This window comes from Alteriqipengyuania halimionae (assembly GCF_009827575.1).
Classification (GTDB): domain Bacteria; phylum Pseudomonadota; class Alphaproteobacteria; order Sphingomonadales; family Sphingomonadaceae; genus Alteriqipengyuania_A; species Alteriqipengyuania_A halimionae.
The window spans coordinates 1,895,001-1,919,062 of sequence record NZ_WTYR01000001.1; the positions used below are offsets into that span (position 1 = coordinate 1,895,001).

A 24,062-nucleotide genomic window follows, 5' to 3' on the forward strand; every position below is an offset into this window, starting at 1 on the left:
TACGGCGGCTGGTCGGGCGTGCTCTCGCTGACCGGCGCGATTTCCGCGCGCGTGCCCGATCTGGTGGTCGGCAAGCTGATCAGCGAAGCCGCGCTTGGCCTGTTCAGCCGCGCCACGGGGCTGGCGATGCAATTCCGCCTGCTGGTGGGCGGGCCGATCGCATCGGTCTTCTACCCCTCCTTCGCGCGCGCGCGCGATAGAGAAGAGGATATTGCCGAACATTATCTGCGGCTGACGGCAGCACTGTGCGCGGTCACCTGGGGGGCGATGGCAGGCCTTGCGGCGGCTTCCGAACCGCTGGTGCTGGGCCTTTATGGAGAGCGCTGGGCCGGCGTCGCTCCGGTGCTGGTGTGGATCGCCATGGCGCAGATCCTGCTGATCGCCGTGCCGATGCATATCGATATCGGCTATCTGATGGGCGGCTGGTCGCGGGTGATCCGCCTGACCCTGCTCGACGGGTTCCTGTCGATCGCGATCCTGCTCTACGCCGCGCAATACGGTCTGATCGCGGCCGCCGCCTCGCGCGTCGTCCATGGCGCGATCTGGTGGATGATCCAATCTGTGTTCCTGCAAAGCCTGGTGAAGTTCTCGTGGGCCAAGCTGTTTTCGATCTATTTCAAATCGGGAATCGCCGCCGCCGCATCGACCGTCCCGCTATTGCTCGCCTACCGCTTTTGGGTCGCGCCCGAATCGATGGGCCTCGGCTTGATGGCGCTGCTGTCGGTGATGGGGGTGGCGCTGTGGTATGCCGCGCTGGTAGTCACCCGCCATCCCAGCGCCGCCGATCTTGCCGACCTCGCGCTTGAACGGTTCCGCCGCGCGAAAGCCTCCAAGGCATGAGCGAAACGCTCGACCTTTCCGTGGTCGTTCCGGCCTACAACCGGGCGAATTTGATCGCCCGCGCGCTCGACAGCGTAGCTGCGCAGACCGTGCTCCCGCGCGAGATCGTGGTGGTGGACGATGGCTCGTCCGATGGAACACCCGATGTGGTCGCGAGCTGGGCGAAAAGCGCACCGCTGCCGGTCAATCTGATCGTATCGCCCGAAAACCGCGGCGTGGGCGCGGCGCGCAATATCGCGATGCGCGCGGCGCGCGGAAGGTTGATAGCGCTGCTCGATTCGGATGACGAGTATCTGAAGGGTGCGCTCGCGATGCTCGCCGCGCCCCTCGCCCGCCATCCCGACGCGGTGGTGAGCTTCGGCGAGGCCGAGGTGCGCTTTGCCGATCGAACGCAGGGCTTTCGCCATGTCGCACGCAATTTGACGCCGGGAAACGGCGCGACCGAAATCGCGGGCGACGACGGCCTTTACCGGCTCGACGATCCGCAAGGCGAATTGCTGACCACCAGCTATGTCTCCCCCTCTGCCGCCGTGTTTCGCCGTCAGGCAGCGCTCGACGTCGGGCTGATGCCGGAAAAGCGCTATGGCGAGGACTGGCTGTTTTTCCTGCGCCTGACAGGCGAAGGTGAATTCCTCGTCCGCTTCGAGGATTGCGCCATCATCCACCGCCAGGACGACAATCTGACCGGCACCGCGCACGACTACCCCAATGCCTGCCGGACCCTCGCCTCGCTGATCGAGGTGCGCAACAACGATCACGTTGCGATCGCGGCGCGCCACACCCCCTGGCTCGACCGCGCGATCGCCAAGCAGGCAGCGGCGGTGCGCTATTTCGCGTCGCGCCAAGGATGGGCCGAATACTGGCGCATGCTCGGCTCCCCGGAAGCCCGCGCCACCGGCGGGCGAGCGCAACACCTGCTTGCCGACCCGAAGAGCGCCTTGCGCGCCCTGGTCGGTTCGCTCGGCAGCTAACGCCCGGTCAAGCCTTGCCCTCGGCGTAGTCGCGCCCCACTTGATGGCGCATGCCGCCAGACAGAACAGGGAAGGGAAACCATGAAGGCTGGGCCACGGTCCGGCGTTTCCTCCCCTATCTGTGGCCGCGCGACAATCCCGGCCTGCGCTGGCGGATCGTCGTCGCGCTGCTGCTGGTGCTGGCGTCCAAGGGCGTTCTGCTCGCGCTGCCGCTGGCGTACAAGCGCGTGGTCGACACCATGGCGGCGGAGGGCAATCCGGCGCTGTGGGTCGCGATCAGCTTCCTGCTCGCATATGTTCTCGGCCGGTTCGGGGCGACGGCGTTCGACAATATCCGCAACATCGTGTTCGAGAAGGTCGGGCAAGATGCGACCCGCAAGCTGGCCGAAGACGTGTTCGCGCGGCTTCACCGGCTCTCGCTGCGCTTTCACCTCTCGCGTCGCACCGGTGAAGTCACCAAGACGGTCGAGCGGGGGACCAAGAGCATCGATTCGATGCTCTATTTCCTCCTCTTCAATATCGCGCCGACGATCATCGAGCTCGTCGCGGTCGGGTTCATTTTCTACTCGATGTTCGGGTTCGAACTGGTTGCGGCGACCGCCGTCACCGTGGTGCTCTATATCTGGACCACCCAGGCAATCACCGAATGGCGCACCAAGCTACGCCGCCAGATGAACGACCTCGACGGCACCGCCCTGTCGCGCGCGGTCGATTCGCTGCTCAATTACGAGACGGTCAAATATTTCGGCGCCGAGAAGCGCGAGCAGGATCGCTATGCCAGCGCCGCGCGCGCCTACGCCGCCGCCGCGATCAAATCCGACAATTCGCTCGGCATGCTCAACATCGTGCAGGCCTTCATCACCAACGGTCTGATGCTGTTCGCGATGGGCTTCGTCGCGTGGGAGTGGAGCAAGGGCAGGCTTTCGGTCGGGGATCTCGTCGCGATCCAGACCTATCTGATGCAGCTGTTCCGCCCGCTCGACATGCTCGGCTGGGTCTATCGCACGATCCGCCAGGGTCTGATCGACATGGCCGACATGTTCCGCCTGATGGACGAGCAGGAAGAAGTGAAGGACGTGCCAGGCGCACCCGCGCTGATCGTGCGCCAGCCCTCGATCATGTTCGACAATGTCCGCTTCGGCTACGACCCGGAACGCGATATCCTCAAAGGTCTCAGCTTCGAGGCCCCGGCAGGCAGCCATGTCGCGATCGTCGGTCCCTCGGGCGCGGGCAAGAGCACCATCGCGCGGCTGCTGTTCCGGTTCTACGATCCGCAGGGCGGGCGCATCCTGATCGACGGGCAGGACATTTCGCAGGTCGCGCAGACGAGCCTTCGTGAAGCGATCGGCATCGTCCCGCAGGACAGCGTGCTGTTTAACGAAACCATCGGCTACAACATCGCCTATGGCCGCGGCGGCGCGACCACCGAAGAAATCCACGACGCAGCGCAGCGCGCCGCGATCCTGCCTTTTATCGAACGCCTGCCCGACGGGTTCGATACCGAAGTCGGCGAGCGCGGTCTGAAGCTGTCGGGCGGCGAAAAGCAGCGGGTCGCGATCGCGCGGACGCTGGTGAAGAACCCGCCGATCATGCTGTTCGACGAAGCCACTAGTGCACTCGATTCACGCACCGAGCAGGATATCCTCGAAACGCTCCACGCTGTCGGGCAGGATCGTACCACGCTGGCGATCGCGCATCGACTTTCCACCATCGCCGATGCCGATACAATCCTGGTGCTCGATCACGGCACGCTGGTCGAGAGCGGTAGCCATCGCGAACTTTTGGCCAAGCGCGGGCTCTACGCCGAGATGTGGGCGCGCCAGCAATCCGAAGCCGAGGAAGTGGCCGCCTGACACGGTTGTTGTGCACCTGCGAACGAAACGCCCTTGCAGGGTCGCCGCACATCCCCGACACTCCCCGCGAATTCCAATGCCCGTCTGGGCACCCCCGGGGAGCAGCATGACCGAACAACCGCTAGAAATCACCGCACCGGCCCTGATCGAACGCTTGCGCCAATTGCACGAGCGGACACGCGAGACCCCGCTGTTCAACCCAGTATTCCAGCTTTCGATCGACCTGTCGCGGCAGTTAGAGAGCGGCGAAATCGCGATTGCCGATCTGGCGAAGCTGATCGACGAGCTGGAAGCGCAATCGCTCGATACGAGGGCGCAGCACCTGCGCCACATGCTCGAACCGGAGAGTGCCCAGGCACGGCTCGCCGACGCCATTTCCGCCCCTCAGGATTTCGATGCGTTCCGCGATTTCTGGCAGCAGCCGCACATGCATGTGGTGTTCACCGCGCACCCGACCTTCCTCCTCTCGCCCGACCAGAGCGAAGCGGTCGTTCGTGCTGCAAGCGAAGGCGCGCCCGTGCCGACGCGTAATCTGGGCGATCGACCCGCTGTCACGCTCCGCTACGAACACGATCGCGCGATGGCGGCGATCGAGAATGCGCAGGACGCGCGCGACCGGATCGTAGGAGCGGTGCTGGAGCAAGCACACGAGCGATGGCCCGATCGCGCCGCCGAACTGGAGCTGGTGCCGTTCCGCTTCGCCAGTTGGGTCGGCTACGACATGGACGGGCGCACCGACATCAAATGGTACACCTCCATTGCCTTCCGCCTGGCGGAAAAGGTCCGCCGGCTGCAGCGCTATATCGACTCGCTCGAAGCGATCGATCCGGACCACGCACAACTAGAGCCCTTGCGCGCCGGCCTTGCCCATGCGCAGCGGTCCGAAGCGGATTTCGCCAGCGACCTTTCCGATGCGGCCGATCTCAGCGCCGCAGCCAATCGACTGACCTGCGACGATCCCGACAAACTGCTCTCGCTCGCGCCGATCATCGACGCGATCGAGCGGGACGCAGCCGATTCGTCCGAGCATGCTCTGGCCTTGCGGACGCTCGCGGCGGCGATGCGGGCCGACGGGCTGGGCATGGGCCGGGTCCATTTCCGCGTGAATGCCAAGCAATTGCACAACGCCATTCGCCAGCGGCTGGGCGATGCAGGAGATATCGATCTGGGCAGTCGCGGCGCGCTCACCGCCCTGCGTGAATTGCTGGCCGAAGCCGAGCCGATGTCAGCCAATTTCGCCTCGCTCGCAATCGAGAGTTCAAGCGCGGTTCGGCAGTTCCTCGTCATGACGCAGATCCTCAAGCACGTAGACGCAGACGCGGCGATCCGCATGCTGATCGCAGAATGCGAGCAGCCCGCTACCGTCCTCGCCGCGCTCTATTTCGCGCGCCTGTTCGGGATCGAAGACAAGGTCGACGTGTCGCCCCTGTTCGAAACCGAGACCGCACTGGAGCATGGCGGGCGCTTCCTCGATGCGCTGCTGGCCGAGGACGAGTACCGGGCCTATGCGAAAAGGCGCGGGCGCGTGGCGATCCAGACCGGCTTTTCCGATGCCGGACGCTTCGTGGGCCAGGTGCCCGCAAGCCTAGCGATCGAACGCCTGCAGGGGCGGCTGGCCGAAGCGATGGCGGCCAACCACCTTACCGGTCTGGCAGCCTGCATCTTCAACACGCATGGCGAAAGCATGGGCCGCGGCGCGCACCCCTCGAGCTTTGCCGACCGCATCGAATGGCCGCTGAGCCCGTGGTCGCAGCGCCGCTTCGCACGGGCCGGCATCCGGCTGGAGCCCGAAGCCAGTTTCCAAGGGGGCGACGGCTATCTGCCGTTCGGCAGCCCCGAGCTGGCGCTTGCCACGCTGACCCAGGTGCTGGCGCACACGCCCGCGCGGACCGATGCCGATGTGCCGACCGATCCGTTCTACCGACGCACCGATCTCAGCCTCGATTTCTATCGCGCGGTGAAGGATCACCAGCACGCCCATCTCGAAAGCCGGACCTATGCCCGCGCGATCACCGCCTTCGGCCTGGGCCTGCTCAACGAAACCGGCAGCCGCAAATCGCGCCGCCAGTCGGACCTATCCGCAGATCGCGACATGAGCCTGCGCCAGATCCGCGCGATCCCGCACAATGCGATCCTCCAGCAGCTGGGCTATCCGGTGCACGTGATCGCCGGGATCGGCAGCGCCGCCCAGAACAACATCGAGGATATCGCCGCGCTGATGACGGAGAGCGCGCGCGGTCGGCAGATCATGCGCCTGGTTCGCGCCTCCAACGCACTCGCGAGTATCAAGACTGCGGCCGCCTATGGTGAGCTGTTCAATTCCGCGTACTGGGCCAGCCGCCCCTATCGCGGTACCGAGCAGGCGCTAGGCCCGGCCTGCGAGGCGTTGGCGGAGTATCTGATTGCCGACGATCGCAACGGCGTGTTTCGCCGCCTCGCCTCGCGCCTTCGCGTCGATGCGCTGAAGCTCCACCGGCTGTTCGAACTGGTGCCCGACGAAGATCCGCATCCCGAGCGCGAATCGGTGCGCCGCACCATCGGCGTGCTTCAGGCGGTGCGGCTAACCCTGCTGCAGCACATGTTCCTGAAGGTCGTTTCCGTCCCGGCCTTCAGCCGCGCCAACGATATCAGCCGCCGAGACGTGTTCGAGATGGTCTTCACCTTGCGGATCGACGAAGCGCTCGCGCAATTGCGCCGCGCCTTCCCGACCAGCTTCCCGCAGAAGGACGATTTCTCCATCGACGAAGCGGGAGATTATCCGCGCGGACGCGGCGAAGGCTACGAAGCGATCCGGCGCGACTATATCGACCCGATCGAACAGGCCCATGCGCTCAACCTCCGCATTTCCACCGCCATCGCCAACGAGTTCGGCGCCCACGGCTAGGTGCGGGGCGGCTTTCCCGACCTGCCTCGGGGTTGTGCTGCACTGCACAATTGCCTAATGATCTATGTCAAACAGGCGGCGCTTTTCGCGCCCGGCAATCTCACAGGTATTGGTTATGGCAAATGCTGGCGCGCTGCGGCGCGACTGGTTCGGCAATATTCGCGCCGACATTCTTGCAGGCATCGTGGTCGCACTGGCGCTGATCCCAGAGGCCATCGGCTTTTCGATCATCGCGGGCGTCGATCCGCGCGTGGGGCTCTACGCCTCGGTCGCGATCGCGATCGTGATCGCGTTTACTGGCGGGCGTCCGGGCATGATCTCGGCTGCGACCGCCGCCGTCGCAGTGGTTGTGGTGCCGCTGGTGCGCGATCATGGCGTCGAATATCTTTTTGCCGCGACCATCCTGATGGGCGTGTTCCAAGGCATCGCGGCGCTTCTGCGGCTCGACCTGCTGATGCAATTCGTCAGCCGCTCGGTCATCACCGGCTTCGTCAACGCGCTGGCGATCCTTATCTTCATGGCGCAGCTGCCGCAGTTGATCCCCGGCAATCCGGGCGTCGGCGTGGAAGCCTACGCCATGGTCGCCGGTGCACTGGCGATCATCTATCTCCTGCCCAAGCTGACCACCGCCGTCCCCAGCCCGCTGATCGCGATCATCGTTCTGACCGCGCTTTCGATCTGGCTCAACGCACCCGTCAACACCGTTGCCGATATGGGCGAGCTGCCCGAAGGACTGCCCTATTTTGCGCTGCCCGATGTGCCGCTCAGCTGGGAAACGCTACGCATCATCGCTCCCTATTCGCTGACGATGGCGGCGGTCGGCCTGCTGGAAAGCCTGCTCACCGCGCAGATCGTCGACGACATGACCCACACCGGATCGAACAAGCGGCGTGAGAGCGCCGGCCAGGGCGCGGCCAATGTGGTCGCCGCGCTGTTCGGCGGCATGGGCGGTTGCGCGATGATCGGACAGTCGGTGATCAACGTCACCAGTGGCGGCCGTGGGCGGCTTTCCACTTTGACCGCGGGCGTGACGCTGCTGGTCCTGCTCGCCGCGCTGGGATCGCTGGTCGGCCAGGTGCCGATGCCGGCGCTGGTTGCGATCATGATCATGGTCTCGATCGGGACCTTCTCGTGGAACTCGATCCCCAATCTGCGCGTGCATCCGTGGCAGAGCTCGGTGGTGATGCTGAGCACCGTCGCAGTCGTCGTCGCGACCCACAACCTCGCGATCGGCGTGCTCGTCGGCGTGCTACTCTCGGGCGCGTTCTTCACCCACAAGGTGATGACCATGTTCGAAGTCGTGCGCGAACGGGATGGCGATACCGCCATCTACCGCGCCAAGGGCCAGATCTTCTACGCGAGCGTCGAGCGGTTCGAAGCCGCCTTCGCCCCCGAAAGTTCGCGCCCGGATCCGGCCGATCACATCCTGATCGACGTCCGCAAGGCCCACTTCTGGGACATTTCGGGTATCGCCGCGCTCGACAAGGTGGTCGAACGCATGCGCCGCAACGGGCGCAGCGTACAGGTGAAGGGCCTGAACCGCGCGAGCAGCGACCTGGTCGACAAATTCGCGCTGACCGACAAGACCGGTGTCGAGATCGGCCTCGCCCCGCATCCGTAGGCCTATCAGCGGCCGCAAGGGGAAGCAGTGTCCGTAAACCGGACCACCCAAGGCGGCCGTCAGCGTAGAGGTGTTTTGCTCGTTCCCTAGTCGGCAGCGGCATATTTCCGATTGGCTTCGTGGGCTTCGATCTCGAGCGGCATGCCGGTGTGCCCGAATTCCATCAATTCGCGCATATATCGCTCGGCATATGCGCCGAAGCTGGCGCTTCGTTCGATCTGCGCGACGTGCACCAGTTCGTGCGCCAGCAGTGGCGTGTCGAGCGTGAACCCGCGTCGCACCCAGATCGTATAACCGAACGCCTGGGCGTTGTTGATCACGCCCGGCCCGATGAAGCCCATGCTCTCTCCGACTGCGCGCATTTCGGGGTCGTCCGCCGGAAAAGGCACCGCATCGACGTAGACCAGCCGTACCTTGTCAGGGCGCGCAATCCCGACCTCGGCGGCAAGCCGACGCTCCGCGGGGGTAAGTGGCACACCCCGCTCCTGCCCCTGCACCTCGATCAGTTTCGCCCACGCAACGTACTTCGCGAGGAATGCGGCTGCCGCATTGCGCTGCTCGTCTTGGGACGAGGCGATTCTCTCGTCGGCCAGCGTATGGCACGCAGACAGCATTCCTGCGGCGAACAGGGCGCAAGCCGAAAGCGCAGTCCGGATACCGGAGCGGCGCAGAGCGTGAGTGGGGATGGGAGTGCCGGAGATCGGCCTGTCGTTCATCATCGGGCGGTTCCTCGTTTGCGGTATTGGCGCCGGTCTAACCAGCGATGCCGGACCAAGTCTTGAAGCTCATTGCTCTCGATAGCGGGCGGGCGAGATCCCGACGATCGGCTCACCCCTTGCCATCGCGATGACCGTAAATCCGGTAGCCGACGATGGCGATCACGGTGAGCGTCACGCACGACGCTAGAATGGCCAGCGCCGCGCCGGTCCAGCCGAAGGCCTCGAACAAGGCAGTGCCCGCAATGCTGCCAATGCCGCCGCCGATGAACATCATCACGATGTAGATCGTCGTCAGGCGGGTCCGCAGTTCAGGCTCCAGCGAGAGGAAAGTCATCCGGCTGGTGACGTCGATCGCCGGGCCGACGATGTTGCCCAGCAGCAGCGGGATCATCAGCAGCCAGAGATTATAACCGAACGGAATCAGCAGCGCGATCCCCGCCGCCTGCACTACGGCAAAGCCCACCCGCGCCTTGCGCGGCCCGATCCGGTCCGCCAGGCGCCCCCAATAGGGGGTCGAGAACACGCTGACGGCAGCAAATCCGGCGAGGTAACCCACCACATCTGTGCCATAGCCCATCTCCGGGCCGGTCAGGTGCAGCGCCAGCGCGAGCCAGAGTGCAATGAACTGCGCAAAGCCCAGTCCCTGGATCGCGCCCGACAGCACGATCTCGCGGCGTTCGCGCAGCAGCACCAGCAGCGAAGCGATCAGCCCGAGATAGGGCAGTCGGCTCGGATCCTTGTCGCGCACCCCCTTCTCCATGATCGTGGGCAGTGCGAGCGTGATCGCGATCATCAGCCCGCTGGCGAACCAGTAGACCGTGCGCCAGCCGTAATGTTCGGCGACGACGCCTGCCCCCACCCTCGCCACCAGGATGCCGAAAATGATGCCCGCGGTAAGCAGCGCGGTGACCTGTCCCAGCCGCTCGGGCGCGACGCGTTTCGATGCGTATGCGGGCAGTAGGTAAGGCGCGATGGTGAAGAAGCCGAGCAGGGTCGATCCGGCGGTGAACAGTCCATATCCTTCGGCCAGCGTCATCACGATCAGTCCTGCGCACTGGCCGATGGTGAACAGGATCGTCAGCGTACGGTTGGAATACCGATCGCCCAGCGGCAACAGCAACAGGATGCCCAGCGCCAGTGCGAGCTGGTTAAGCGCGGGCACCCACCCGATCTGCGACGCGCTCACGCCGAAATGGCGCGCCACGTCGCCAATGATCGGATGGATGTAATAGGCATTGGCCGTCACCACCGCCGCGGCGACGGCAAGCCAGTATTCCTGTGCGGTCGTGAGGCGGGCCGGTTCGGTCATACTTGCCCGCCTTCGGTGGAGGACGCGGCGCGGTCAAGCGCAGAGGGCCGTTCTTCCCGTGCCATTTACCACGCCACTGAAAGTCTCATGACAAATTCACTATGATACATTTTATCATGGGGATGGAAAAACACGCGACCTTCACCCCATCAGGCTTTTTCAATCGCGAACTGGCCGAGGCATACGACCGCCGCAATAGCGGGCTGAAACCGATCAGCGACGCCCTCCATTTCCTCATCCGGCTCGTGCTGGCCGATCTCCCCGCCCGATCCAGAGTGCTGTGTGTGGGCGTCGGGACGGGGGCGGATATCTTCGCGCTTGCCGATGCCTTCCCGGATATGACCTTCGTCGCGAGCGATCCCGCACCGGAAATGATCGAAATAGCCCGGCGGCGCGTGGAAGAAGCGGAGCTGAGCAATCGGGTGGAGCTTGTAACCGGCTATGTCGATGATGTGGACCAGACCGGCTTCGATGCCGCGCTCTGCCTGTTGGTCGCGCATTTCGTCCAGCGGGACGATCGCCCCGCTTTCTATCGTGCGATTCACGATCGGCTCGCACCGGGAGGACATTTCGTCAGCGCCGAGATCAGTGCCGATTTCGGCTCCCCTGAATTCCCCGGCAGGCTTGAGGACTGGAAGCAGGTTCACCGGCTGATGGGAGCGAACGAGGAATCGCTCGATGCGCTCGAAGATACGCTTAGAGGGACGCTGCAAGTCGTATCGCCGGCCGAGACCGAAGCGTTATGGATCGAGGCGGGTTTCGCGCAACCAATCCCGTTTTTCCAAAGCGCGATGATCCATGGCTGGCACGCCCGACGCGTGCACGACTGACCCGGCAGAGCACGCGCACCGCCACGATTCATCGCACTTTTCGCACGGCTTTTTCGGCTTGCCGCTCGTCCGGCTCGACTCCCCTGCGCCGTTCATCGGGCGGTCGGAACGCGGCCTTAGGCCTCTTGTTCATCCCCAACGGACGTCCGCCATGCGTGGCCGGATGATCGTGTCATTTCGGGGGCAGTAATAAGGAGAAACCGATGAATGCCATGACCAGCCTTGCCACCGGTACCGCACTGATCGCCGCACTGGCCCTGCCCGACGGCGCCGCCTTAGCGCAGGAAGACGACACGCCTGCCGATCAGCGCGTCTCGATCTACGGCGAAGTTCCCACCGATCTCGAAGGGCTGGAGCAAGGTCCCGAAATCGTCGGCATGATCGGAGCCCGCAACGACAATACCATCCGTGTGATGGCCGAAGATGGCACGCCGACCGATATCCGCGTGTCCGGCGGAACTACGATTCGCGAACGCGGCGGCTTCCTCGGCATGGGCCGCACCGAAAAGACCAATGCGGCGCTGCTCAACGGCCTGCCGGTCAAGGTCACCACCGTGCGCTGGAACGGCGGCCTGATCGCCAACGATATCAGCTTTGCCAATGACGACCTGGCCATGGCGCGGATGATCCGCAACGGCACCGCGCAAGGCTTTGCCGAGCAGACTGCGGCGACCGACGCGCTGCGCAGCCGGGTGGGCGACATCGACAATTACAACGTGCAGAGCACCACCGCGGTCTATTTCGATACCGGCAAGTGGCAGCTTTCGCAGGCCGACCAGCGCAAGCTGTGCCAGGCTGCAGCGCAAGCGAACGGCACCGACAACGCTCTGTTGCTCGTGGTCGGCTATACCGATTCGACCGGCGACCAGGATTTCAACCAGACGCTGAGCGAACGCCGCGCAGGCCGCGTGGTCAACTTCCTCCAGCAGGAATGCGATTGGAAGCCCTGGCGGATGCTGACGCCGACCGGGATGGCCGAAGCCGATCCGACGGCAGACAATTACTCCGAAGCCGGCCGCGCCCAGAATCGTCGCGTCGAAGTGAGCGTGCTGGTGAGCAAGGCGGTCGACGGGCTGTAAGCTGCTTCAAGCCGGAACAGAGAAAAAGCGCGGGATGGCACCAGCCGTCCCGCGCTTTTGCTGTCGGAGCTGGGCCGCGCTTGCGAGCCGCGAGCGTTCCGCTATTTTTCGTCTAGGTCGCGCTCGATCCAGTCGAGAAACGTGCCCGTCAACCAGTCGAGATCGGTCATTTCGATAGCGGCACGATACACTTCGCCCCAAGCCCGCTTGCGTCCGACATAGACCTTGTTCGGAATCACGACGTAGCCCGGGCCGGCGGGCAAGTCTTCGACGCGCACATCCATATAGGTCGAATCGGCCGAGGACGGCGCGCCGATCAGCGTCACGTTCTCGAACGGCGTGAAATAGTCGAGCGCGTCGAGGCACGCGCTCGCGCAATTGCCCGATACGATCACGTAGACGGGGGTGTCGAAATCGGTTTCGGGGTTGGCGGTAGCGGAAGCCGGCTCCTCTCCGGGCTCGGCACCCAGTGTGCTTTCGGCGAAGAACACCTCGCCGCGCTCGTGCGCCGCGCGCATGCCTTCGGCCAAACGATGGATGAAGTCGGCCACTTCAATGTCGCCATTGGCACGGAATTCGTCCTCGACCGAGGCGATATGGGCAGTGTTGTCCGGGCTGGTCCGCCATAGCACGTCTTCCGAGGATGCCGTGCGCGCACCGACCGCGTCCTCTCCCCACAGGATATCGGCCAGCTGACGACTCCATCGTGAATTGCCGCCGTTGTTGCGCCGCAGGTCGAGCACGAGCGCCTTTGCACGCTTGAGCTCGTCACGGCGGTCGCGCACATCGTCGTAAAGCGCGGCGAAATCGGTGCCGACGTCCTCATCCAGAGCGAAATCCTGCAACCCGATGAAGAAGATGCCGTCGCGCTTCTCGCTCAGCGCAGTGGGTTCGCGATCGCCCCAGAAGCCAAAGCTGCGCCACTTTTCCTCAGCCTCGGTCAGGGGCTGCCAGTCGAGAGTCTCTTGCGCCCGAGAGCCGTCCGGGAGCGCGAAGGTGCACGAACGCGGCTGAGAATCCTGCAGGCCGGCATGGGCATAGAACAGCTGCATAGGCCGCACCCACCACTGCCCCGCCTCGTCCGGGCGAAAGTACTGCGTGACCAGACGATCGCGCAGAAACGCATCGATCTGTTCGCCATCGCAGGAAACGAACCGCGCTCCATAGAGCGGGGCCGCCCGGTCTTGCGTCCGCACGAACAGCGAATCGCCCCGCCATACCGCTATAAAGCCAGGCCAGACCGGCACCGTATCTTCGGCGTCGTTCGAACGGACGGCGAGCACCGCGTGTCCATCCTGCAGGACCGCCGAAAATTCAGCGAGTGCGCGCGCGTACCCGCGCCGATCCTGCGCCCTTGAGGCCGCCTCGAGCCCGCGGGTCCGCGCTTGGGACAGTTGCGCCGGGAAGCCCGGATTGGCGAGGTCGTATATTCCCGGATGATTGCGCACGTAGGCATCGTAGGCCGCCAGCACGTCGCGGCGTGCGACATCCGCCCAATCGGTCGCCCCTTGTTCGCTCTGCTCCGCTGCCGAATGGCCCCCGTCTTGCGCAAGCGTAGATGAGGCCGGCGCAGAAAACGCTGCGAAAAGGACGGCGATAGGCGCGATTGCGCGTACAAGTGTAGTCATGCGCCAGTCCTATCGAGCGGACGAGAGCAGTCAGCCCCCGCCACGACGAACGACACATGCTCTCGACGAGCGACGTTCGTTACAGGATGTACTTGCTCAGATCGGTATCGCTGGCGAGTTCGGTCAGGCGCTCGCGGACATAGTCGGCGTCCACCGTCACGGTTTCGCCCGAATGTTCTTCGGCGTCGAAACTGATCTCCTCGAGCAGCTTTTCCATCACCGTCTGAAGCCGGCGGGCACCGATATTCTCGACGCCCTGGTTCACCTGCGCAGCGATGCGCGCGACTTCGGCGATCGCTTCGTCGGTGATCTCGAGGGTGACGTCCTCGGTGCCGAGCAGCGCGGTATATTGCTGCGGGAGATTGGCGCGGGTCTCGGTGAGGATCTTCACGAAATCCTCCTCGGTCAGCGCGCGAAGCTCCACCCGGATCGGCAAGCGGCCCTGCAATTCGGGCAGCATGTCGGACGGCTTGGCCACGTGGAATGCGCCCGAGCCGATAAACAGCACATGGTCGGTCTTCATCGGGCCGTATTTGGTGGAAACGGTGGTGCCTTCGATCAGCGGCAGAAGGTCGCGCTGGACGCCTTCGCGCGAGACCGAGCCGCCGCGCACATCGCTCACCGCGATCTTGTCGATCTCGTCGAGGAAGACGATGCCGTTATGCTCGGCATTTTCCAGCGCGACGCGATTGACGTCATCCTGGTCCATCCGCTTGTCGGCCTCTTCCTCGACCAGCTTGTCCCACGCATCGGGCACCTTCAATTTGCGGCGCTTCTTGGGAGCCTTGCCCATCGCCTTGCCGAACATGTCGGACAGGTTGATCATGCCGACATTGCCGCCAGCACCGCCCAGATCGAACGGCATTTGCGGCGCTTCCTCGACCTCGATCTCGACTTCGGTGTCGTTCATCGAATTGTCGGTGATGCGCTGACGGAAGCTTTCGCGCGTCGCTTCGGAAGCGTTCTCGCCCACAAGCGCATTCAGCAGCCGGTCCATCGCAGCCTTGCTGGCCGATTCGCGCACCGCATCGCGGCGGCGGTCCTTTTCGAGGCGGATCGCTTCCTCGACGAGATCGCGCGCGATCTGTTCGACATCGCGGCCAACATAGCCGACTTCGGTGAACTTGGTCGCCTCGACCTTCACGAACGGGGCATCGGCGAGTTTAGCCAGACGGCGGGAAATCTCGGTCTTGCCGCAGCCGGTGGGGCCGATCATCAGGATGTTCTTGGGCGTCACCTCGTCGCGCAATTCGGGCGCGAGGCGTTGCCGCCGCCAGCGGTTGCGCAGCGCCACGGCAACCGCGCGCTTGGCATCCTTCTGTCCGATGATGTGATCGTCCAATGCAGCGACGATCGCCTTGGGAGTGAGTGCTTCGGTCATAACAATAGAAATCCGTTCGTCCTGAGCCTGTCGAAGGACGTGAGTGCCGCGCTTGCGTGGTTCGACAGGCTCACCACGAACGGCAGAGGTTCAAACCGTCTCGAGCGTGACCTGGTCGTTTGTGAAAACGCATACCTCGGCCGCAACCGCCATGGCGCGGCGGGCGATCTTCTCGGCATCGTCCTCGTAATCCGACAGGGCGCGGGCGGCGGCGAGCGCGTAGTTGCCGCCGGATCCGATCGCCGCGATCCCGCCTTCGGGTTCGAGCACATCGCCATTGCCGGTCAGCACCAGCAGCGTGTCCTTGTCCGCCACGATCATCAGCGCTTCGAGATTGCGCAGATACTTGTCGGTCCGCCAATCCTTGGCGAGCTCGACGCATGCGCGCATCAACTGGCCGGAATATTGCTCCAGCTTGCGCTCCAACCGTTCGAACAAGGTGAAGGCATCGGCGGTCGCTCCGGCGAAACCGGCGACGACGGTGCCCTTTTCGCCGATCCGGCGGACCTTGCGGGCATTCGGTTTCATCACCGTATTGCCCATCGATACCTGACCGTCGCCCGCAACGACGATCTTGTCGCCCCGCTTGACGCCGATGATAGTGGTGCCGTGCCAGGGCGTGAGCCCGTGGCTTTCATTATGCGATGTCATGTCCGCGGATATATGGCGCGCGGACGCTGGTTCAAGTTCGCGCCCGAAAGCGCGGCCCGCTTACTGACCGCCGGGGCCGCCCGGACCCACGCCGCCGACCTGACCGATATTGCCGAACAGATCTTCGAGAAAGCCGCGTTCGCGGCCAAGCGTCGGCGTCTTGTCGCCATTGGGATCGATCTGCGCGACCAGTTCCATACCGGTGCGATCGACCGATGCGACATTGCCCTTCGGATCGAACCGGATCGCGATCACGCGCTGATCGGTGATCCGCGCGGTGCCGAAGGCAGGTTGGCCGGTGGTCGAGGTGACGTAATACCAGACGGGCTCGCCGAATTGCGACACGAAGGTCGGACGCCCCATTGTGCGTTCGACCGACGCCTGGTTGTCCGTCCCCGGCAGCACCGAGTTGGTGATCGTCGAATCGCCCACAAAACCGTTCTGTCCACGGATCGAATTGCAGCCCGAAAGGGCCAGCGCCGCTGTGCCGAGACAAAGCGCGAGAACCGGCTTCACAGTCATGTTCGAAAAAGCTCCTGTCATGCCGCCGTTTGCCATCGCAAGGTCGCGGCCCTATCTGGCGGCAAGCCTTACGCGGCTCGACGCGGCTTCGCAACAATACGGTTGCGCAGACGTTTCGCTGGCCGTTAGCCGTTGAATTCCCGCTGAACGAAAGCCCCAGCCTTGAAACGCCTGTTTGCCCGCCTGTTCTCGTCCCGCCCCGATCCTGCGGAGGAATTGCGTCCGCTATGGCATGCAATCGTCCGTGAAGCGCGCGATCCGGCATGGTACGAAGGCGGCGGCATCGCCGATACGATCGAGGGGCGGTTCGATGCGGTGACGCTGGTGACCGCGCTGGTCATGATCCGGATGGATCGCGATCCGCCGCTGCACGAACGTTCGGCGCGCCTGACCGAACTCTTCGTATCCGACATGGAAGGCCAGCTGCGCGAAGGCGGGGTCGGCGATCTCGTGGTCGGCAAGAAGGTGGGCATGCTGGTCGGAACTCTGGCCGGCCGGATCGACGCCTATCGCGAAGGCCTGGAGAAAGAGGGTGGCAATGCCACGCTCGAAGACGCGATCGAGCGCAATGTGACGCTTGAGGGCAAGCGTGCCGCGACCAAGGTCGCCGTGCGTACGCGCGAATTGCACGATCGCCTCGCGCGGCTCGACAGCCGCAAATTGCTCGAAGGCGACCTGACGTGAGCGCGACGCCCGAATTTTCGCGCCTCGTCGGGATCGGCGATTGCGAAGGTCGCACGCTCGAATACGAAGCGACCGAGGCCGAACGCGTCGCGCTGGCTGAACGGTTTGCCATTCCGGCGCTCCGGTCGCTCAGCGGCACGCTGACGCTGACCAAGAAAGGCGCCAACATCGCCGCGACGGGCGCGTTCGAAGCGCAAGTGGTGCAGGATTGCGCGGTCTCGGGCGAGCCGTTCGAGCACCGCATCGCCGAGGATATGGACCTCACCTTCGTCCCCCCGCGCCATTTCGCATCGGTGGAAGAACCGGTCGAAGTCGGCTCCGACGAGCTCGACGAAATCGAATATGAAGGCCAGCAGATCGACCTCGGCGAAGCGATCGCCCAGAGCCTGGCGCTGGCGATCGATCCCTATGCCGAAGGGCCGGAGGCGGAGAAGGTTCGCTCCGAAGAGGGGCTGACCGAGCCGGGGCCGACGGGACCCATGGCCGAGGCGTTGGAGGCACTCAGAAAGAAGTAACCGCCTCGCGCCATGGGTTGGGGAAGATCGCTTCGACTGGGACGTTGAAATAGGCCGCAAGCCGATAGGCCATTGGCAATGATGGGGCGTATTTCTCTGCCTCCATCGCGATAATCGACTGCCGGGTCACCTCGACTGCATCGGCCAGCTCCAGCTGACTCAGGCCACGGTGGGTTCGGTAGCCGCGCAAGCCGTTCTTCATTTTCCCGACCGGAAGCCGAAGCCCCGCCCCTTCAGCGACCAGAGCGCATAAAGAACCAGGTAACAGCCCAACTGCGATACCAGCAATGTAGCGACGCCCAGTGTGAATTCGCTTTGCCTCAGTCCAGTCGCGGCAATCAGGCACGCGGTAAGCGCAAGGCCTGCCATGCTGCCCCAATACCAGCTGGCTGCATGACCCTGGCGCTGGAGATCGTCCAGCGACCTCCAGAAGCGGACCCCGAACACCATGAAAGTCGAAAAGCTGAGGAGGACGAGGCCGAATGCAAGCCATCCCCCGTCACTACGGCCCCATTCTTCCATCGCGACTTTGGCGCCCAACGCGACCGCCAGCGTGATGACGACAAACGCGACCGCACGACGCGACATGTTCTCGGAATAGGTTTTCGACATTGGTTCGCTCCGGCAATGTAAGAACCTTTTTACATTGCCGGAGAGATGTTAAGACTTATTTACATCGGGTTGGGGCAGATCGTGCAGATCAGAACGGAATGTCGTCGTCGAGATCGTCCGAATAGCTGCCGCCACCTTGGTTGCCGCCACCCGAGGACTCGCCGCCGCCGAAGCCGCCACCCGAACCGCTGCCGCCGTTACCGCCGTCGTTCCAGCCGCCCGAGCGCTGGCCACCGCCACCGCCGCCGCCACCGCTGCCACCACCGCTGCCGCCGGGTCCGTCGAGCATGGTCAGCGTACCGTTGAAGCCGCGCAGCACCACTTCGGTCGAATAGCGGTCATTGCCGGTCTGGTCCTGCCACTTGCGGGTCTGCAGCTGGCCTTCGACATAGACTTTCGAGCCCTTCTTCAGGAAGCGCTCGACAACACCGACAAGACCGTCGGAGAAGATCGCGACCGTGTGCCATTCAGTCTTTTCCTGCTGGTTGCCGTCGCGATCCTTGTAGCGTTCGCTGGTCGCGATGCGTAGGTTGGCGACGCGGCCGCCATTCTGGAAGCTGCGGATTTCCGGGTCCTGCCCGAGATTACCGATCAGCATCACCTTGTTGAGCGAGCCCGCCATATGTCCTGTCCTTCTAAAGTCCGAGTGCGATGGCACTCCAGTAAGTGATTCCCGCAAACACGTACGCCAGCGCGAACAGGTACACCACCATGAAGGTCGGCCATTTCCACGAATTGGTCTCTCGCCGCGTCACTGCGATCGTGCTGACGCATTGCGGCGCGAACACAAACCAGGCGAGGAACGCGAGCGCGGTTGGCAGGGTCCAGCGATTGGCGACGCTGGCGGTCACGGCCTGGGCCGTCTCGTCCTCGTCGTCGCTATCGACCGCGTAGATCGTGCCGAGCGAACTAACCGCCACTTCGCGCGCGGCCATGGCCGGCACGAGGCTCAATGAAATGTCGCGATTGAAGCCGATCGGTTCGACCACGACATGGATCGCGCTGCCGATCTTGCCCGCGATGCTGGCATCGACCTGGCTCTCGCCCGGCCCCGCCTTGGGGAAGCTCAGCAGCACCCACAGCAGCGCGGTGGCGAGGAAGATGATCGTGCCGGCGCGACGAAGGAAAATCCAGGCGCGCTGCCACAGGCCGATCGCGAGGTCCTTCAGTTGCGGCAGCTGGTATTTGGGCATTTCCATGATGAAGCCCGAGCCCGCGCCCTTGGTCACCGAGCGACGCAGCACCAGCGCGACAATCATCGCGCCGACGATCCCCGCGATATAGAGCGCGAACAGCACCAGACCCTGCAATCCGATCCCGGGGCCCACGGTGGTGCGCGGGATGAAGGCGGCGATGATGACGGCATAGACCGGCAGGCGTGCCGAACAGGTCATCAGCGGGGCGACGAGGATCGTCGTAAGGCGGTCCTTCGGGTCGGCGATGCTGCGGGTGGCCATGATGCCGGGAATGGCGCAGGCGAAGCTCGACAGGAGCGGAATGAAACTGCGGCCCGACAAGCCGACAAACGCCATCATCCGATCCATCAGGAAGGCAGCACGCGCCATGTAGCCGGTCGCCTCCATGATCAGGATGAAGGCGAACAGGATCACGATCTGCGGCAGGAACACGACCACCGAGCCGACGCCGGCAAGCAGCGCTTCGGTGATGATGTCGCGGATCAGGCCGGGGCCCATGTTGGCGACCACCAGCTCGCTCAGCCAGCCGACCGCGCCTTCCAGCGCGTCTGCGAAGGGCGTCGCCCAGGCGAACACCGCCTGGAAGATGAAGAACAACAGCACCGCGAGGATGATCGGCCCGGCCCAGGGGTTGAGCAGAACGCGGTCGAGATGGGCGTGCAGCCGCCGGGTCGCGGTTTCGGACAGGATCGCGCCATCGGCAATCGCCTGCGCGCTGACACGTCGCTCGGTCACGCCGATCGCGGGGCGTGGTTCGCGGGCCGGGGCTTCCGCCAGTCCGGCGATCGCTTCGCGCAATTCGTCGAGACCACGACGGCGCACTGCCACGGTGGGGATTACCGGAACGCCGAGCGTTTCGGACAGCGCCGCGGGATCGAGCACCAGCCCGTCGCGTTCGGCGAGATCGACCATGTTGAGCGCAACCACGGTGGGCAGACCCAGCGCGAGGATTTCCTGCGCGAAAACCAGATGCTGTTCGAGATTGGCCGCGTCAATCACGATCACGATCGCATCGGGGCGCGCTTCGCCTTCGAATTCGCCGAGCACGACCTTGCGGGTCACTTCCTCGTCGGGACTTGACGGATCGAGCGAATAGCTACCCGGCAGATCGACCAGTTCGACCGGTTCACCCGAGGGCAGCGTCAGCCGCCCGGCTTTCCGTTCGACGGTGACGCCGGGATAATTGGCGATCTTCTGGCGTGCGCCGGTCAGCGCATTGAACAGCGCGGTCTTGCCGGCATTCGGATTGCCCGCGAGGGCAACGAGGCGTTGCTGGCGGCTCATCTCAAGCGGCCTCATCTGCTTCATGGGAAACCGGTTCGATGCTCATCGCCCGGGCATGCGCGCGCCGCACCGCCACGGTCATCCGACCGACGATCACCGCGATCGGATCGGATCCGCCGAACACGCCTTTATGCGCGATCGCGACGCGGGCGCCCTGACCGAGGCCCAGCGCGAGCAAGCGACGCGCCTCTTCGGGCGAAAGGGCGGAAGTGTCGAGCGCGGTGATCCGCGCCCGCTGGCCGGGCTTGAGCGTATCGAGTGTCATCGGGGGCGCTATGGCAAGACCCGGGCCTAATTGCAATCGGTTCTCAATAACGTCTTGTCGTTGCGGGCGGCGGGGGAAGCGCGCAGCTCTATTTCGCCGGGTAGCGCAGCCGTCCGAGGAATCGCATCAGGTCGAAATGCTCGCGATCGCCGCCCAGCCATTTGGCCTTGGCTTTCTCGAACTTCATCACGCCCTCGATCCTGCGGTCGAGAAAGGCGCGCGCATCGGCCTTGTCCTCGCTGGTATCCTCCACGAACACGGCGAGCGTAGCCGAGTAGATGCCGGCGAGGATCGTGCGCTTGGTGTAATGATTGTAATCGGTGGCGGTGTCGCCGGCGAGCCGCCACATCAGGTCCGCACTACGCCAGCCGGTCTTGAGCGATCGCGCGACGTTCTGCGGCAATGCCATGATTGCAAGACCGCGGCGAAGCGCTTCTTCGCGACCGAGGGCCTGGTCGAGCCGGAACTGCACCAGCGCGCGGATACGTTCGCGAATCTTCATCTCGGCGAGCTTTTCGCGCGGCAGTTCGACGATCATCGCCGCATCGATCGCGTCGATCCAGCTTTCGACCATCTGGATCGCACCGCCATCGAAGGCCAGGCGCGCGACATCGGGATCGACACCCTTGCGCGTCGCGGCGGAAACCAGCGCGGTATCGCTCCACCCGTCGAAGATCGCCTCGTCGGCAATCGCAGGAGCGAGCGCGAGCCGCAGCTCGTCGAGCGTCAGATCGTCGAGCGAATCATCGGACATCGGGGCCATACGCTCCTGCGGAGGATTTTTTCTTCTCGTTGTCCTCGATCGCGGCGAGGATGCGCGAACCGCGCGTGTCGAGCTTTGCATAATCGCGCGCCGAACGCCCGGAATTGTCGTTGCGATCGGGATCGGCGCCCGCCTTTACCAGCATTTCAACGAGCTTTGGCGAGCGGCGGTGGACGGCCAGGATCAGCGGCGTCTCACCGGTCGAATTGGTGAAATCGAGCTTCGCCTTGCGCTGGATCAGATATTCGACTCCTTCGAGCCAGTTGAAGCTCACCGCGATCGACATCGGGGTTTCGCCTGCCTTGTTTTCGGCATCCACATCGGCGCCCTTCTGGGTCAGATACTTGAGAAACTCGAGATCCTGACGGCGAGCGACGATATGCAGAGCGGTATCCCCGCTCGTCACGTCGCGCGCCGTGACGATGTTGTTATTGCTCTCGGCCAGCATGTCGATGACTTCCTGGCCCTCGCTCTTCTTGACCGCTTCGAGGAATTTGTACCCTTGCGAATACCTTTGCGCCGCGGCGGGGGTGGAAACTGCCACCGCCAACGCGCCGAGCGCCAGAACCAAGGTCTTGCGAATTCCGAAAATCACCTGTCGTTCCCCGATTGCACGAAAATCATCACGGCGCCGTCGCCGATGCGAACGACCCCTTGCGGGCCGCGCTTTAGCAGACCATGAACGCCTCTGCCATGCTTCGCTTCATTAGCCTGTTTTTCGCCGCGGCCCTGATGGCCTCCTGTGCGCCGTCCACCCCGTCGGAAGAACCTCCGCTGGAAGGCGCGAGGATCGGCACCCCCTTTACCCTGACCTCGGGCGACGGCAGCAAGGTCAGCTGGTCCGATTTCGAAGGCCAGTACCGGATGGTCTATTTCGGCTACACTTCGTGCCCCGATATCTGCCCCTTCGACGTGCAACGCATGGCCAAGGCGCATGACGAATTCCTGGCCGCCCGCCCAGAGATGGACGGAAAGCTGGCCGAGATCTTCATTACCGTCGATCCCGCCCGCGATACGCCCGAAGCGATCGCCCAGTTCACCCGCGCCTTCTCGCCCGATCTCGTCGGCCTGACCGGCAGCGAGGAGGAGATCGCGAAGGTGACGCAGGATTTCGCCGCCTACCGCGCGCTCGAGGAACCGGACGAATACGGTTTTTACCTGGTCCAGCACGGCCCGCCCGGGGCCTATCTGTTCGGCCCGGAGGGTGAGCCGATCGCCCTGCTGCCGGTCGATGAAAGCGTCGAGCAGACGGTCGCGGAGTTGCAGCGGTGGATTCGCTGAAGGATTTGCGCGAACGATTCTGGGAATTGCCGCTCGACGCGCTGACCCGCGCCGAGTGGGAAGCCCTGTGCGACGGGTGCGGGAATTGCTGCCTGCACAAGTTCGAGGATGAGGATACCGGCGAGATCCTCCACACCGATGTCGCCTGCAAACTGCTCGATACCGACAAGGCGGTGTGTTCGAACTATCGCCACCGGCTCGCTTTCGTCCCCGACTGCCTGCGCCTGACCCCGCGCACCGCCCGGCAATATCGCTGGCTGCCCGATACCTGCGCCTATCGGGTCCGCGCGCGCGGCGAACCCCTGCCCGAATGGCATTACCTGCTGAGCGGCGATCGCGAGGCGGTCCATCGTGCCGGCGTCGGCGTCGCCGGGCGCGTGATCAGCGAGAAGGACGCCGGTCCGCTCGAGGACCATATCATCGACCCCGATCGCGACGGCACACCGGGATGAGCGACCACGCGCTCGATCTGGGCGGCGAGCAAGTCCCGATCCGCATTCGTCGCCATCCCACTGCCAAGCGCATGACGCTGCGCATCGCGAGCGACGGCAAGGCGGTGGCGATCACGATTCCGCGCTGGGGCCGCACCCGCGAGGCGCTGCGGTTTGCCAATGAGCGCCGCAGCTGGATCGCGCGCCAGCTCGCTGCCCGGCCCGAACCGCTGGCGATCCGCAACGGCGCGCGCCTGCCCTTTCGCGGTGAGGAACTGCTGATCGACCACGATCCCGCCCGCTCGCGCCGGATCGTGCGCGAAGGCGCGACGCTGGTTACCGGCGGCCCGGCGGAGAACCTTGCCTCGCGGATCGAACGCTGGCTGCGCGCGCAGATGCTCGCACTGCTGGCCGAGGATGTGCCGTATTTCTGCGCCGCCGCGGGGATCGAACCGGTGCCCTGCCGTCTGACGAGCGCGCGACGGCGCTGGGGGTCGTGCTCTTCGGCCGGCACGCTGCGCATCAACTGGCGGTTGGTCATGGCGCCCGATTTCGTCCGCCGTTCGGTGGTCGCCCACGAAGTCGCGCATCTTGTGCATTTCGACCATTCGCCGGCCTTCCACGCGCTGTGCGAAACTCTCGCGCCCGGTTTGCAGGATCCGTCCGACCGCTGGCTGCGCGCGAAAGGCAAAACGCTCCACGCCGCCTTTGGGTAACACCCGTCAGCGCCATGGTTAGCGCGG

The 24,062-nt window shown here is 64.3% G+C and carries 25 protein-coding genes (1 of these 25 only partly in view); 12 read left to right on the top strand and 13 right to left on the bottom strand.

Annotation, left to right across the window (positions count from 1 at the left end):
* The 5 genes from GRI68_RS09165 to GRI68_RS09185 form a co-directional block, all read left to right on the top strand.
* A protein-coding gene (locus tag GRI68_RS09165; RefSeq protein ID WP_160616969.1) for a lipopolysaccharide biosynthesis protein crosses the window boundary here: on the top strand, positions 1-840 show its 3' portion. 648 nt of this gene lie to the left of the window's left edge; 840 of the gene's 1,488 nt are visible here — the last part of the coding sequence; its start codon lies beyond the left edge, outside the window; its stop codon occupies positions 838-840.
* Entirely contained in the window at positions 837-1,811 is a 975-nt protein-coding gene (locus GRI68_RS09170) for a glycosyltransferase family 2 protein (RefSeq protein WP_160616970.1), read from the top strand. The genes GRI68_RS09165 and GRI68_RS09170 overlap by 4 nt, the downstream gene beginning before the upstream one ends.
* Positions 1,812-1,861: 50 nt before the next feature.
* Positions 1,862-3,664, top strand: a complete 1,803-nt coding sequence (locus GRI68_RS09175; RefSeq protein WP_160616971.1) for an ABCB family ABC transporter ATP-binding protein/permease — start codon at positions 1,862-1,864, stop codon at positions 3,662-3,664.
* Positions 3,665-3,770: 106 nt separating this feature from the next.
* Positions 3,771-6,548: a phosphoenolpyruvate carboxylase gene (locus GRI68_RS09180; protein ID WP_160616972.1), complete on the top strand. Its 2,778-nt coding sequence runs from the start codon at positions 3,771-3,773 to the stop codon at positions 6,546-6,548.
* A gap of 115 nt (positions 6,549-6,663) precedes the next feature.
* A complete protein-coding gene (locus GRI68_RS09185; RefSeq protein ID WP_160616973.1) occupies positions 6,664-8,169 on the top strand; it encodes a SulP family inorganic anion transporter in 1,506 nt (501 codons plus the stop codon).
* An 86-nt stretch (positions 8,170-8,255) separates the two neighbouring features.
* On the opposite strand, the gene GRI68_RS09190 is transcribed toward GRI68_RS09185, so the two are convergent.
* Entirely contained in the window at positions 8,256-8,888 is a 633-nt protein-coding gene (locus GRI68_RS09190) for a hypothetical protein (RefSeq protein ID WP_160616974.1), read from the bottom strand.
* A gap of 109 nt (positions 8,889-8,997) precedes the next feature.
* Positions 8,998-10,197: an MFS transporter gene (locus GRI68_RS09195; protein ID WP_160616975.1), complete on the bottom strand. Its 1,200-nt coding sequence runs from the start codon at positions 10,195-10,197 to the stop codon at positions 8,998-9,000.
* A 101-nt stretch (positions 10,198-10,298) separates the two neighbouring features.
* Between GRI68_RS09195 and GRI68_RS09200 the strand changes: the two genes are divergently transcribed.
* On the top strand, positions 10,299-11,027 hold the full coding sequence (locus GRI68_RS09200; protein WP_234028757.1) for a class I SAM-dependent methyltransferase: 729 nt from the start codon (positions 10,299-10,301) through the stop codon (positions 11,025-11,027).
* Positions 11,028-11,230: 203 nt separating this feature from the next.
* Positions 11,231-12,106 (top strand): OmpA family protein, encoded by an 876-nt coding sequence (locus tag GRI68_RS09205; protein WP_160616976.1) that lies wholly within the window; start codon positions 11,231-11,233, stop codon positions 12,104-12,106.
* Between the two features lie 101 nt (positions 12,107-12,207).
* Here GRI68_RS09205 and GRI68_RS09210 read toward each other — a convergent pair whose 3' ends face one another.
* The 4 genes from GRI68_RS09210 to GRI68_RS09225 form a co-directional block, all read right to left on the bottom strand.
* Complete coding sequence (locus GRI68_RS09210; protein ID WP_160616977.1) at positions 12,208-13,734, bottom strand: S41 family peptidase; 1,527 nt, start codon at positions 13,732-13,734, stop codon at positions 12,208-12,210.
* Between the two features lie 79 nt (positions 13,735-13,813).
* Positions 13,814-15,115, bottom strand: a complete 1,302-nt coding sequence (gene hslU, locus GRI68_RS09215; RefSeq protein WP_160616978.1) for an ATP-dependent protease ATPase subunit HslU — start codon at positions 15,113-15,115, stop codon at positions 13,814-13,816.
* A gap of 90 nt (positions 15,116-15,205) precedes the next feature.
* Positions 15,206-15,766, bottom strand: coding sequence for an ATP-dependent protease subunit HslV (hslV, locus tag GRI68_RS09220; protein WP_160616979.1), 561 nt, complete (start codon positions 15,764-15,766; stop codon positions 15,206-15,208).
* Between the two features lie 60 nt (positions 15,767-15,826).
* The gene (locus tag GRI68_RS09225) at positions 15,827-16,288 is read right to left on the bottom strand and encodes an outer membrane protein assembly factor BamE (protein ID WP_160616980.1); all 462 of its coding nucleotides are present in this window, start codon (positions 16,286-16,288) and stop codon (positions 15,827-15,829) included.
* A 162-nt stretch (positions 16,289-16,450) separates the two neighbouring features.
* Here GRI68_RS09225 and GRI68_RS09230 point away from each other — a divergent pair, with 162 nt between their 5' ends.
* Both GRI68_RS09230 and GRI68_RS09235 read left to right on the top strand, forming a co-directional pair.
* Positions 16,451-16,972, top strand: a complete 522-nt coding sequence (locus tag GRI68_RS09230; RefSeq protein WP_234028758.1) for a ubiquinol-cytochrome C chaperone family protein — start codon at positions 16,451-16,453, stop codon at positions 16,970-16,972.
* The gene (locus GRI68_RS09235; RefSeq protein ID WP_160616981.1) at positions 16,969-17,487 is read left to right on the top strand and encodes a YceD family protein; all 519 of its coding nucleotides are present in this window, start codon (positions 16,969-16,971) and stop codon (positions 17,485-17,487) included. The genes GRI68_RS09230 and GRI68_RS09235 overlap by 4 nt, the downstream gene beginning before the upstream one ends.
* On the opposite strand, the gene GRI68_RS09240 is transcribed toward GRI68_RS09235, so the two are convergent.
* The 7 genes from GRI68_RS09240 to GRI68_RS09270 all read right to left on the bottom strand — a co-directional run bounded on the left by GRI68_RS09240 (position 17,474) and on the right by GRI68_RS09270 (position 22,202).
* A complete protein-coding gene (locus tag GRI68_RS09240) occupies positions 17,474-17,689 on the bottom strand; it encodes a helix-turn-helix transcriptional regulator (RefSeq protein ID WP_160616982.1) in 216 nt (71 codons plus the stop codon). The genes GRI68_RS09235 and GRI68_RS09240 overlap by 14 nt on opposite strands.
* Positions 17,686-18,099 carry a hypothetical protein gene (locus tag GRI68_RS09245; RefSeq protein ID WP_160616983.1) on the bottom strand — a complete coding sequence of 138 codons (414 nt, stop codon included), beginning with the start codon at positions 18,097-18,099 and terminating at the stop codon, positions 17,686-17,688. The genes GRI68_RS09240 and GRI68_RS09245 overlap by 4 nt, the downstream gene beginning before the upstream one ends.
* Positions 18,100-18,187: 88 nt before the next feature.
* The gene (gene ssb, locus GRI68_RS09250) at positions 18,188-18,721 is read right to left on the bottom strand and encodes a single-stranded DNA-binding protein (RefSeq protein WP_160616984.1); all 534 of its coding nucleotides are present in this window, start codon (positions 18,719-18,721) and stop codon (positions 18,188-18,190) included.
* A 13-nt stretch (positions 18,722-18,734) separates the two neighbouring features.
* On the bottom strand, positions 18,735-20,579 hold the full coding sequence (gene feoB / locus GRI68_RS09255; RefSeq protein ID WP_160616985.1) for a ferrous iron transporter B: 1,845 nt from the start codon (positions 20,577-20,579) through the stop codon (positions 18,735-18,737).
* Between the two features lies 1 nt (position 20,580).
* Positions 20,581-20,844 carry a FeoA family protein gene (locus tag GRI68_RS09260; RefSeq protein ID WP_160616986.1) on the bottom strand — a complete coding sequence of 88 codons (264 nt, stop codon included), beginning with the start codon at positions 20,842-20,844 and terminating at the stop codon, positions 20,581-20,583.
* An 88-nt stretch (positions 20,845-20,932) separates the two neighbouring features.
* On the bottom strand, positions 20,933-21,598 hold the full coding sequence (locus tag GRI68_RS09265) for a COQ9 family protein (protein WP_160616987.1): 666 nt from the start codon (positions 21,596-21,598) through the stop codon (positions 20,933-20,935).
* Positions 21,588-22,202 (bottom strand): ankyrin repeat domain-containing protein, encoded by a 615-nt coding sequence (locus GRI68_RS09270; RefSeq protein WP_325063790.1) that lies wholly within the window; start codon positions 22,200-22,202, stop codon positions 21,588-21,590. The genes GRI68_RS09265 and GRI68_RS09270 overlap by 11 nt, the downstream gene beginning before the upstream one ends.
* 98 nt (positions 22,203-22,300) lie before the next feature.
* Here GRI68_RS09270 and GRI68_RS09275 point away from each other — a divergent pair, with 98 nt between their 5' ends.
* The 3 genes from GRI68_RS09275 to GRI68_RS09285 are packed head-to-tail and all read left to right on the top strand — an operon-like array spanning position 22,301 to position 24,035.
* On the top strand, positions 22,301-22,888 hold the full coding sequence (locus GRI68_RS09275; protein ID WP_160616988.1) for an SCO family protein: 588 nt from the start codon (positions 22,301-22,303) through the stop codon (positions 22,886-22,888).
* Positions 22,885-23,340, top strand: a complete 456-nt coding sequence (locus tag GRI68_RS09280; RefSeq protein WP_160617920.1) for a YcgN family cysteine cluster protein — start codon at positions 22,885-22,887, stop codon at positions 23,338-23,340. Before GRI68_RS09275 ends, GRI68_RS09280 begins: the two co-directional genes overlap by 4 nt.
* Positions 23,337-24,035 (top strand): M48 family metallopeptidase, encoded by a 699-nt coding sequence (locus tag GRI68_RS09285; RefSeq protein WP_160616989.1) that lies wholly within the window; start codon positions 23,337-23,339, stop codon positions 24,033-24,035. The genes GRI68_RS09280 and GRI68_RS09285 overlap by 4 nt, the downstream gene beginning before the upstream one ends.
* Positions 24,036-24,062: the final 27 nt, after the last annotated feature.